Origin of the sequence: Terrisporobacter sp. (assembly GCF_017888745.1) — a bacterium.
GTDB lineage: Bacteria > Bacillota > Clostridia > Peptostreptococcales > Peptostreptococcaceae > Terrisporobacter.
In genome coordinates this window covers 1-12243 of record NZ_JAGHFM010000077.1, presented here as the reverse complement: position 1 = coordinate 12243, position 12243 = coordinate 1, and the positions used below count along the sequence as shown (strand labels likewise).

Annotated in this window: 13 protein-coding genes; all 13 read right to left on the bottom strand. The window is 26.9% G+C overall.

Features of this window, described 5'->3' with window-relative positions:
* Positions 1–228: 228 nt before the first annotated feature.
* The 13 genes from J7G74_RS03905 to J7G74_RS16780 all read right to left on the bottom strand — a co-directional run bounded on the left by J7G74_RS03905 (position 229) and on the right by J7G74_RS16780 (position 12235).
* Positions 229–924, bottom strand: coding sequence for a hypothetical protein (locus J7G74_RS03905; protein ID WP_297132179.1), 696 nt, complete (start codon positions 922–924; stop codon positions 229–231).
* A 2-nt stretch (positions 925–926) separates the two neighbouring features.
* Positions 927–1571 (bottom strand): ABC transporter ATP-binding protein, encoded by a 645-nt coding sequence (locus J7G74_RS03900; RefSeq protein WP_297132176.1) that lies wholly within the window; start codon positions 1569–1571, stop codon positions 927–929.
* Positions 1572–1599: 28 nt separating this feature from the next.
* A complete protein-coding gene (locus J7G74_RS03895) occupies positions 1600–2331 on the bottom strand; it encodes a hypothetical protein (RefSeq protein ID WP_297132174.1) in 732 nt (243 codons plus the stop codon).
* Between the two features lie 6 nt (positions 2332–2337).
* Entirely contained in the window at positions 2338–3024 is a 687-nt protein-coding gene (locus tag J7G74_RS03890) for a hypothetical protein (protein ID WP_297132172.1), read from the bottom strand.
* A 7-nt stretch (positions 3025–3031) separates the two neighbouring features.
* Complete coding sequence (locus J7G74_RS03885) at positions 3032–3880, bottom strand: hypothetical protein (protein ID WP_297132170.1); 849 nt, start codon at positions 3878–3880, stop codon at positions 3032–3034.
* A gap of 239 nt (positions 3881–4119) precedes the next feature.
* Positions 4120–4827 carry a DUF4367 domain-containing protein gene (locus tag J7G74_RS03880; protein WP_297132167.1) on the bottom strand — a complete coding sequence of 236 codons (708 nt, stop codon included), beginning with the start codon at positions 4825–4827 and terminating at the stop codon, positions 4120–4122.
* Positions 4820–5368: an RNA polymerase sigma factor gene (locus J7G74_RS03875; protein WP_297132166.1), complete on the bottom strand. Its 549-nt coding sequence runs from the start codon at positions 5366–5368 to the stop codon at positions 4820–4822. Before J7G74_RS03875 ends, J7G74_RS03880 begins: the two co-directional genes overlap by 8 nt.
* 154 nt (positions 5369–5522) lie before the next feature.
* The gene (yihA, locus tag J7G74_RS03870) at positions 5523–6134 is read right to left on the bottom strand and encodes a ribosome biogenesis GTP-binding protein YihA/YsxC (RefSeq protein WP_297132164.1); all 612 of its coding nucleotides are present in this window, start codon (positions 6132–6134) and stop codon (positions 5523–5525) included.
* Positions 6124–8478, bottom strand: a complete 2355-nt coding sequence (lon, locus tag J7G74_RS03865; RefSeq protein ID WP_297132162.1) for an endopeptidase La — start codon at positions 8476–8478, stop codon at positions 6124–6126. The genes yihA and lon overlap by 11 nt, the downstream gene beginning before the upstream one ends.
* A 253-nt stretch (positions 8479–8731) precedes the next feature.
* Complete coding sequence (gene clpX, locus J7G74_RS03860) at positions 8732–9979, bottom strand: ATP-dependent Clp protease ATP-binding subunit ClpX (protein ID WP_297132160.1); 1248 nt, start codon at positions 9977–9979, stop codon at positions 8732–8734.
* A 16-nt stretch (positions 9980–9995) separates the two neighbouring features.
* Positions 9996–10580: an ATP-dependent Clp endopeptidase proteolytic subunit ClpP gene (gene clpP, locus J7G74_RS03855; RefSeq protein WP_297132158.1), complete on the bottom strand. Its 585-nt coding sequence runs from the start codon at positions 10578–10580 to the stop codon at positions 9996–9998.
* 66 nt (positions 10581–10646) lie between these two features.
* Positions 10647–11942, bottom strand: coding sequence for a trigger factor (gene tig, locus J7G74_RS03850; protein WP_297132156.1), 1296 nt, complete (start codon positions 11940–11942; stop codon positions 10647–10649).
* Between the two features lie 131 nt (positions 11943–12073).
* On the bottom strand, positions 12074–12235 hold the full coding sequence (locus tag J7G74_RS16780; protein ID WP_297132181.1) for a metallophosphoesterase family protein: 162 nt from the start codon (positions 12233–12235) through the stop codon (positions 12074–12076).
* Between the last annotated feature and the right edge of the window lie 8 nt (positions 12236–12243).

The following is a 12243-nucleotide window of genomic DNA, read 5'->3' as shown; positions in this document are numbered from 1 at the left end:
CTCCAGGACCTCCTTTTAAGCAAAAAATTCTATTAACATCCTTTGGAAATATATAATCAAAATATGAATAAAATCCATCACAAGTATTTGCCCCTGGGAATAACTTTCTTACATTACCTTTCATATACACATGCCCCCTAAAATATTCTACTTAATAAGATATTAATTAAGAGGCAATTTTGTTACTGTGCTAAATTTAAATTTATATTTTTGTAAAGCAATTTTATCTTACTTTCTATTTGTATATTTTTTTAAAACATTCAATTTCATATCGTTATATTTTTCTATATCTTTTAAATTATTATTTATAATATCTAAGCCCTTTACATTGCGATATTTTACTTCATTATTTATCAATTTAACACTATTCAATTTTAATGTTGTATTATTAATAGAATACTTACTTAATAATGTAGTAGTTGGCATGTAAATAGTATCATCTGGTGTATAATTGGAATCTTTCATATCTCTTAAAAATAAAATATATTCTAAGTCTTTATCCATAACATTATATCCATCTAAAGAATTTATAATAATAGGAGGATCAGTTAGTATATAAAATGGTTCAAATACATATATACTCTCTTTATCTAAATTACCTTTAAATACTTCTTTTACCTTTACTTTTGTCAAAGTAGCTTCTTCATATATTTCTCTAGGGGAATCACTATCTACTTTTACTTTTACTATAACTGGTGACATTTTTTCCAGTTGTTCTAATTTTGATATTTCTTCATTTTTTATAAAGTCTTTAGTTATATCTTCTTGATGCTCTAAAATCGTACATAAAATATTTTTGTCATTAATATATAAATTAATATCCGTATCTTTTACAAAACTTTGCCTTACATTAAAAGCTAACATAATCATAGCTAACAATATAATTATTATAATTATCCATATAAATCGCCTTAATTTAGCCATCTTTAATTACCCCTAACTTCTACAATACTTCCATTATCTATTTTTATCTTATAATCTGATAATTTTTCTATATCTTGTTTATTATGACTAGATATTAATATTATAGCGCCTCTATTTCTCTCTTCTTCTAATATTTTATAAACTAAATTTACACCCTTCTCATCTAATGCATTTGTCGGTTCATCTAATATTATTATTTCTGGTTTTTCCATAATGGCTTGCGCTATTCCCAGCCTTTGTTTCATACCTAATGAATATTTTCTCAAAACTCTTTTATCTTTATAATCAAGTCTAACCCTATTCATTGCATCTATCAAATCTTCTTTACTTGCAGTATTTTTTATTTTTGCTAAAGTTTCTAATACCTCTATTCCTCTGTAATCTTTCCAAAAACTAGGGTTCTCAATTAATACTCCTATGCTTTTGGGAAAATCTATATCTTTATGTAATATATCTCCATTTATTTCTATAAATCCACTTGATGGTTTTATTAATCCACATAAAGTTCTAAAAAACATTGTTTTACCAGAACCATTATGACCGTATATACCATAAATATTTCCTTCTTCAAATTCAATATTTATATTTTTTAATATATCTGTATCATTTATTATCTTAGACATATTATTTACACATATTTTTTTCATTTGCCTTTTACCCCCCATGATAATTTTACTAACTTAAGAATTCTTTCTTTCTAAATAAAAATAGTATTATTATTAAAAATAATAATATATATAGTAAGCAATAAGTTATCGCCTCTATATTATTTATACCTGTATTAAAACTACCATTAAATATTATTCCAATATTTATAGGTAAATATTTTATTGTTAAATTGTAGTATTCTAATAACATACCGGACAAATATATCATGGACATTTTTAATAACATAACTATATATACTACATTAATAGACTTCCACAACACACTAAGCCCATTTATTATTAATAACATCAAAAAATAATATAAGTTTATCCTACATACAATTAGAAAACTGCTTAAATCTATATTTATTGGAATTTTATTAATTACTGATACAATGATAATACATATTACTTGCACCATAAAAAATATCAAAAAATTAATAAATAAGCTGAATATATTTTTTAATAAAAAATAACTTCGTTTATTTGTTCTTGTAAAAATAACAGTAGTATTATCTAATAAATTTTCTTCAAAGAAATTCCCAAAATATCTAACTATAATTAACTGTGGAAATATCCATAGAATTATTTTTCTTATATCATCCAAATGTAATAAATCTATATTGCTGTATATATTTATTATTAACTCGTTAACATCTTTAGAGCCAATATACATAAATGATAATAATAAATTATATATAAATGAACTTAAAATAAAAGTATATATATTTCTTGTTATTTTAACTTTTTTTATACTCATTTATTTTCATCTCCCTATATCTTTGCTTTTTAATAAATATTTATATAAATATATAATCATTACGCTTATAATTATTGTTAAATTTATATATAAAACTTTAGTTTTCATATTTATATCAAAATCATAAAAATACATTATTTCCCACAAAGGCTTTATATATCTTTTTACAAAAACAGGAGCTGTTAAAGACAATACATAGATCATCGATGTACACATAAATATCTCAATAATATAAGCTAACATTTCATGTCTAAATATTTTTACTAAAAGCAGATATAATAAACCTATAAAAAACCACCCTACAAATTGAGTTCCTATGGATAAAATACTCATTAACCAAAATTCTTTATAATAAATTATGTTTATATCTTTTAAAACTAAAAATATACTAGAAAAAATCACAGAAAATATACTTATCCTTAAACATAAAAAAAACAAAATTTTGATTCGATCCATTATCAAATCATCAATAGACTCATATCTTACTAGTATTTCTGGTAAAGATATATTTTTTATTATTTTTAACAATATATATAGATATGCTGGTACATAAAAGAATACAAATGAAATATAATTAAACATTAAATTATATAATTCTATTAAACTTTTATTAAAACCATCTATAGCAAACATAGTAAACATTGCAATTAAAACTAAATATAGTATTTTCTCTTCCTTAGTTATATATTTCATAAACTTTCTATACCACATCTTCACTCTTTATTCCTTTATTTATAAGTTTAATGCCTAAAATTAAATAGATAAGTAATATACCAAACAGAACATATATATTTCCATAACCATTAACTCCTAAAATATCAGTACCTATCGCTTCTGATAAAGATTCATTAATACCGCTCATTAAAATAATAAATGATATTAGTGATAATACTGTTGTTAATAATGTATATATTATAAATGAAGATAATATGGACAAATATTTATTTACTTTAGGAATAAATGAGAATCCATAAGATATTAATGTGAATAACACTGCCGATATAGCTCTAATTATCATAAATATTATATTATTTAAGTAGGGATAATAAGCTTGAATACTGTTCAACATAATACCTTTATCTATATATATTAACTGTTTATATCCTGATTCTCTAAAAGATCCATTACCTTGAGTTGGAAATGCTATTAACGATAGTATTTGATCTATTAATAATGGTATTAACACTATAAAGAAAGATATAATACTTATTGCAATAGCTTTACTTATTATATTCTCTTTTTTACTTATTCTTGTATTTATAACATTTTCAGTTCCATTAATTTTCTCTTCCAAATACATATCTGAACCAATAATGCTTACAGTAATGGGTAATAATACTCCAAAGACAGGTTGTAATGGAGTTCTTATTATATTGTTTATTATAATACCACTATGTGCTGACAATAATTGTGATGTTTTACTACCATAAAAATGCATACTAGTTAATGTAAAATCCATAGATATTGCTACTATAATCAATAATAATATGAATATAAACTCTTTTCTTTTTAAACATTTTTTTATCTCTATATTAACTAAATTTTTCAAATTTACCTCCCTTATATTTAATAAATAATGTTCATAATATAATATATTATGAACATTATTTATTACTATTTAAGATCTATTGTACCTGATGAGAATCCTAATGGACCTGATGACCTATTTTCAATAGCTCCACGTACTTGATTCCCCATAGTGTTTTTATATTCTTCTTCATAATAAAAACTCCCCCTTAAATCGTCCTTTCATATAATTAAACGAACAATAGGTGGAGTTTTGTTTCATTACTTTTCAATTTTTTTTATATTTTTTGCTATTTTTATTAATTCATCATATTTATTATTAATATGTGACTTATCTATATATTCTAAAGTTATCATATTACAGTATCCAGAATCTTCCCATACAATAGTATTATCCCCCTCTTTTTCTATATATTCACCTTCAATATCCCCAATTAATATCTTTGTAGTCTTTGAATTCTCTGTATCTAAATATAAATTTGAATCACCTACTTTAAAATAATTATAGGTTAATAAATCAACTCCATTTGAATACATAACTAAAATACCATCATACATTATTTCTCTATCTATCTCTTCAAAGCCCTTTGGTAAATAAGCAGGCTCCATATTCTTAAATTCTAAATCATTATTACTTTCACTATTAAATTTATAAATTGTAAACTCTTCATGAATTTCTTTTATTATATTAAAAAATTGTATTCTAAGACTTTCTACACTCATAGTTAAAGTAAATAATCCCATTGTTATAATAATAAATACTATAGCTACCTTGCGTGTATAAGCATATACTGTATTTAAAAATTGTGGTCTATCTTCTTGTTTTATAATCTTTTTTATCTTCTTCTCAAATTTTTTTGGATATAGGTAATCTATATCTTCTTCATTAGGTATTTTATCTACAATATATTTTTCTACTTTTGAACAGCAACTATAAAGTAGTTCATCTGTAATATCTATTTTATCCACTAAGCTCCACCTTCCTTTCTTCTATAATCTTTCTAAGTCTATCTTTTCCTCTTAATAATCTTACTCTTACTGTGGAAGAACTTATATCTAATAAATTCGCTATCTCTTCATTATTTAACCCATGACTATATTTTAATAAAAATACACTTTTATATTTTTCTGGTAAATTTAAAATTCCTATTTCTATTTCATTAGTTAATTCATTATTTTCATCATGAAATTCTTGTCCTTCAAATATATACTCTTCAAAATTTAGAATTTCCTTCTCATTTTGCCTTTTAAGCTTTCTATATATATCTATGGATGTATTTTTTACTATAATAGTAATAAATCCTTTAGTTTTATCACTATTAATTCTATCAATTTTGTCTAAGTTTCTGATTATCTTCAAAAAACTCATTTGCACAGCATCATGAGCATAATGTTCATCTTTTAGGATTTTATTTGATATATAAAACATAGTTTTCTTATATGTATTATATATTTGTTCAAATTTTACTTTATCCTTTTCACTATCTATTAAATCAAAAAATAACATCATTAAAAGCCACCATTCCCAATTAAATTATTATTTCTCCAATAAACAATCTCCATCTTAACAATAATTTCCACACCATATATTATACACATTTTTCACATAAAAAAAGTTGTCCCAAAATGATATCTATCATAATGGCACAACTTTTATAATGTTATTAATCAACTGTTATTTCATAACCATGTTCTTCATATTGAGCGATTATCTCATTCCATACATCTTCTACTCCAGTTTTCTTTGAAGAAGAAAGAGGAATTACTTTTTCGTCTTTCATAAGACCTAATTTTTTTCTTATTATACTGATATGTTTTTGATATTGTCCTCTAGATATTTTATCTGCTTTTGTTGCTATAACAACACAGTTGTACCCGAAGTGTTTTATCCATTCATACATCATAACGTCGTCATTTGTAGGCTCATGTCTTATATCTACAAGTAAGAAAATAGCACATAATTCTTGTCTATCTTGTAAATATCTTTCCATGATAATTCCCCATTTATCTTTTTCTGATTTTGAAACCTTCGCATAACCGTAACCAGGAAGATCTACAAAGTAAAATTCATTATTTATTAAATAAAAGTTTATAGTTCTAGTCTTACCAGGTGTTTGACTAGTTCTTGCAAAATTTCTTCTGTTTAATAAAGCGTTCGTAGCAGAAGATTTTCCAACATTCGATCTTCCAACTAAAGCTATCTCTGGTAATCCTTCTATAGGATATTGATTTTTATTTATTGCACTTACTACTATTTCTGAACTTCTAATTTTCATTTTTTTCACCATCTTTTACTAAAGCATGTTCTAAAACTTGATCCATATGATCAACTAAAACAATTTCTAGTTTTTCTTTTACATTTTCAGGTATTTCCTCTAACTGTGGTTCACATTCTCTTGGTATTAAAACCTTCTTAATACCTGCTCTGTGAGCCGCAAGTACTTTCTCTTTTACCCCACCTACTATTAACACTCTACCTCTTAGTGTTATCTCTCCAGTCATGGCAACATCACATCTAACAGGAATCTTAGTTAAAGCAGAAATTACTGCTGTTGCCATAGTTATACCTGCTGATGGACCATCCTTTGGAGTAGCTCCTTCTGGGAAGTGTATATGAATATCTTCTGTTTTATAAAAATCTTCTGGTATGTTAAATTTATCTGCTACAGATCTAATGTAAGATATTCCTGCTTGAGCAGATTCTTTCATAACATCACCAAGTGAACCTGTTAATACAACTTGTCCCTTACCTTTTAATACATTTACCTCTACATTAAGAGTTACACCACCTACTGATGTCCAAGCAAGCCCTGTTACAAGACCTATCTCAGGTTTTGTTCCAGCTAAATCATAAAGATATTTATCTTTTCCAAGATATTCTTCTAAATCAGCTGGAGTAACTACAACACCTTCAATTGATGAATCTTCAACGTATTTTTTAGCAATTTTTCTACAAATCTTCCCTATTGTTCTTTCTAATGTTCTAACACCAGATTCTCTTGTATAGTAATTTATTATATCTCTTATTGCTTGCTCTTCTATTTTTACAAATCCAGATTTTAATCCATGTTCTTTTATTTGCTTTGGAAGTAAGTATTTCTCAGTTATATTTAACTTTTCTTCTTCTATATATCCTGATACTTCTATAATTTCCATTCTATCAAGTAATGGACCTGGTATAGTACTTAAGCTATTTGCTGTAGTTATAAATAGTATTTTTGATAAATCAAATGGTACTTCTAAATAGTGATCAACAAATGTTTTATTTTGTTCTGGATCTAAAACTTCAAGCATTGCTGAAGATGGATCTCCTTTATAATCTGCTGCCATTTTATCTATTTCATCTAATAAAAATACCGGGTTCTTAGTTTGAGCTTCTTTTATCCCATTTATTATTCTACCTGGTATAGATCCTACATAAGTTCTTCTATGTCCTCTTATTTCAGCTTCGTCTCTAACTCCACCTAAAGATATTCTCACGAATTTTTTACCCATTGCAGTAGCAATAGATCTAGCGATAGAAGTCTTACCAACACCTGGAGGTCCCACTAAACAAATTATAGGTCCTTTAAGTGTCTTAGATAATTTTCTTATGGCTAGATACTCAAGTATTCTTTCTTTTACTTTTTCTAATCCATAATGTTCTTCATCTAATATTTCTTTGGCTTTCTTTAAATCTATCTTATCTCTAGTTTCTTTGCTCCACGGTAATGAGAATATTGTATCTAAATATGTTCTACTTACAGAAGAGTCTGGAGATGCGCTCGATGTTCTAGCAAACTTATCTATTTCTTTAGAAATTTTTTCTTTAGTTTCTTTAGGCGCTTTTATTTTACTAAGTTTTTTTCTGTATTCTTCAACCTCAGAACCTAAATCTTCATCTTCTCCTAATTCTTTTTGAATAGCCTTTAGTTGCTCTCTAAGATAATATTCTTTTTGAACTTTATTCATTTGTTTTTTAACTCTTAAAGTTATTTTCTTTTCTATTTTTAATATATCTATTTCTTCTAACAAAATAGAATATAACAACTCTAGTCTTTTTAGGATATCAAATTCCTCTAAAATTTCTTGCTTTTGATTTGGCTTTAAGAAAATATTTGCTGCTATAGTATCAATAAATCTATCTACATTTTCTATATCCCCAAGTGAAACTAGTATTTCAGGCGATACCCTATTACCTATATTTATGTATTCCTCGAAAGCATCAAAAACATTTCTTACAAATGCTTCTACCTCTACATCTACGTCTGCATTTTCTTGGTCATAAATAATTTCTTCCACTGTTGCTTTAAAATATTCTTCTTGCTCTATTTCTTTTACTTTTCCTCTAGAAATACCTTCTACTAATACACGAACTGTTTCTCCAGGTAATTTTATAACCTGTTTTACTTTACAAATAGTTCCTACATGATAAAAATCTTCAGTTGTAGGTTCGTCTACTTCTGCTTCCTTTTGAGAAGTTAAAAATACTAATTCATCTTCTAACATAGCTTGATCTAATGCCTTTAATGACATTTCTCTACCTATATCAAAGTTTAATATCATATATGGAAATATTGCCAACCCTCTTAAAGGTATCAATGGTAACTCATGTTCAATTTTAGTATAATTCTGTTCCATTATTATCACTCCTTAAAGTGCTATTTTCTTTTTATATTATATATTTATGTATGTCAATTTTCAACATAAATAATAAGGCTAATATGCATAAATTAAGTTAATTTTATTATGCTATATTAATAAAATAATAATTCATTTATAAATATTTATTTTGTTAGTATAAGTTAATCTTTATTTACTTTATATTAAGTTAGCATAATAAAACTAAAATTAAAAGGAGCTTATTAATATATAAGCTCCTTTTTTATATTAATTATGCACTTTCTTCTTGATCCTTAAGAATCATTATTGGCTGTGTTTCACCTTCAACTGATTCTTTAGTTACTATTACTTTTTTGATGTCTTCTCTTGATGGAATTTCATACATGCTTTCCATAATAACACTTTCCACTATACTTCTAAGACCTCTAGCTCCAGTGTTTCTATCTATAGCCTTCTTAGCTATAGCTCTTAGAGCATCATCTTCAAACTCTAAGTCAACATTATCTAATTCAAATAACTTTCTATACTGTTTTACTAAAGCATTCTTTGGCTCTTGTAATATTCTCATTAAAGCATCTTCATCTAATAACTCTAATGTAGCAACTACAGGTATTCTACCTATAAATTCAGGTATTATACCAAATTTAAGTAAATCTTCAGGAAGAACCTTAGCATAAATTTTTCCTAAATCTGTATCATTCTTACTTTCTATTTTAGCACCAAATCCTACTGTTTTTTCAGTACCACGTCTTTGAATTATTTTTTCTATACCATCAAAAGCACCACCTAAAATAAATAATACATTAGTTGTATCTATTTTTAAGAACTCTTGATGAGGATGTTTTCTTCCTCCTTGTGGTGGAACATTAGCAACTGTTCCTTCAAGGATTTTTAATAGAGCCTGTTGAACTCCTTCTCCACTTACATCTCTTGTAATAGATGGATTTTCAGATTTTCTAGCAATCTTATCTATTTCATCTATATAGATTATGCCTCTCTCTGCTTTTTCTATGTCAAAATCAGCTGCTTGGATTAGTTTTAAAAGTATGTTTTCAACATCTTCTCCTACATATCCTGCTTCTGTTAAAGAAGTTGCATCAGCCATTGCAAATGGAACATTTAATGTTTTTGCTAAAGTTTGAGCAAGCAATGTTTTCCCAGAACCTGTTGGTCCTAGTAAAAGAATATTACTCTTTTGTATATCTACATCTTTAGTTGTAGATTTTTTACTATAAATTCTCTTATAGTGATTATACACTGCAACTGATAATATTTTTTTAGCTCTTTCTTGCCCTATAACATAATCATTTAATATTTCCATCATCTCTTTTGGTTTAGGCAGAGATGTAGTATCCTCTTCCATAGTTTCTTCTATTTCTTCTTGGATGATTTCGTCACAAAGTTCTACACATTCATCACAGATATAAACGTTAGGTCCTGCAATTAATCTTCTTACTTGATCTTGAGTTTTACCGCAGAATGAACATTTTAGTTGTCTTTTCTCTTCGTATTTTGACATAACAAGCACCTCTTTTCTAACTATGATCTTTGATTACTTCATCAATAAGACCATATTCTTTGGCTTCTATAGCACTCATAAAATTGTCACGTTCTGTGTCAGCTTTCACTTTTTCTAATGGTTGACCTGTTCTTTCAGAAAGAATAGTGTTTAATCTTTCTTTGATTTGCAGTATCCATTTAGCATGTATTTCTATATCTGTTGCTTGACCTTTTGCACCACCTAAAGGTTGATGTATCATTATTGTACTGTTTGGTAAAGCATATCTTTTACCTTTTGCTCCAGCATTTAATAAAAATGCACCCATAGATGCAGCCATTCCTATACAGATAGTGCTTACATCTGGCTTAACATACTGCATAGTGTCATATATAGCCATACCTGATGTTACACTTCCACCTGGTGAATTTATATATAAATATATGTCTTTATCTGGATCTTCAGCTTCTAGAAAAAGTAATTGGGCTACAATAAGTCCGGCAGTTACATCATTTACTTCATCGGCTAAGAATATTATTCTATCTTTTAATAATCTAGAATATATATCATAGGCTCTTTCGCCTCTTCCTGTTTGTTCTACTACTGTAGGTACTAATGCCATAAATCATACCCCCTCTAAATGTTTAATATATAATTTACAGTAGTCCTAATGGACTACTGTAAAAAATTAAGCTATTGTAGCATTATCAACTAATAAGTCGATAGTTTTTCTTATTTTTAATTGACCTTCCATGTCTTTTAAGTCAGTAGCTCTTAAAGCTTCTCTAACTTGCTCAACAGTCATATTGTAAGCATCAGCCATTTTTTGTACTTCAGCATTAACTTCTTCTTCACTAACTTGAACGTCTTCTGCCTTAGCTATTGCTTCTATAACTAATGAAGTTTTTACATTTCTTACAGCTTCTTCTCTTCTGCTAGCAGTAAATTCAGCTTTGAATTCTTCCATAGTTTTACCAGTCATTTGTAAGAATTGCTCCATTCCAAATCCTTGGTATTGTAATTGATAGTTTAATTCCATTAATTGGTTTTCTATTTCATGATTAACCATTACTTCTGGAACCTCAACTTCTGTATTAGCAACAACCTTTTCTATAACATTGTTTCTTAATTCATTGTTAGCAGCTGTCTTAGCTTCTTCTTGAGCTTTAGCAGTAACATCAGCTCTTAATTCTTCTAATGAGTTAAACTCAGTAGTATCTTGAGCAAATTCATCATTTAATTCTGGTAATTCTTTAACTTTAACATCATTTACTTTAACTTTGAATACAACTGGCTTTCCAGCTAAATTTTCAGCATGATATTCTTCTGGGAAAGTAACATTTACTTCTACTTCTTCTCCAGCTTTTTTACCAACTAATTGTTCTTCAAATCCTGGTATGAAAGATCCTGAACCTATAACTAAGTTATAGTTCTCACCTTTTCCACCTTCGAAAGCAACTTCTCCATCGAATCCTTCGAAGTCTATGTTAGCTGTATCTCCATTTTCTATTTCTCTTTCAACAGATACTAATCTTGAGTTTTTCTCTCTCATTTCTTCTAATTTAGCATTAACAACTTCTTCACTTACAGTATCGTCAACTTTAGCAACTTCTACACCTTTGTATGAACCTAATTCAAATTCAGGTTTTACTTCTACATCAACTAATATAACTAATCCGTTGTCTTTGCTTATTTCTTCAACATCTATTGATGGTACATCAATTGGATCTATGTTTAACTCAGCTATTGCTGTTGGGTAAACTTCTGGGAATACTATATCTATTGCATCAGAATAGAATACACCTTTTCCGTAATGAGTTTCTATTACTTTTCTTGGTGCTTTACCTTTTCTGAATCCAGGTATGTTATATTTTCCTTTATTTTTATTATAAGCTTTAGTTATTGCAGCTTCAAACTTATCGTTCTCTACAGTTAATTTAAAGCTTACTTTATTGCTTTCTTTTTTAATTAATTCTACTTTCATTAACTTTATCCTCCTAAATATCTTATGTAATGATTTTTATAAATTATCATTATAATTTATAGATAACTCTTTAATTATATCATACAAAGTTTTTTATTTACAAGTGTTGCCTTTATTTCAACACTTTTCGTTTATATATTTATATTTTCATATGAAATATTTTCTTTTAGAGTTAGTATCCCAAATGACTTATTACTTCCAGCCCTAGGATAAATTGTACTACCTGGATTTATAAAAATAATATTATCTATAACCTTATATAAAGGAATATGCGTATGACCAAAAACTACAATATCAATAT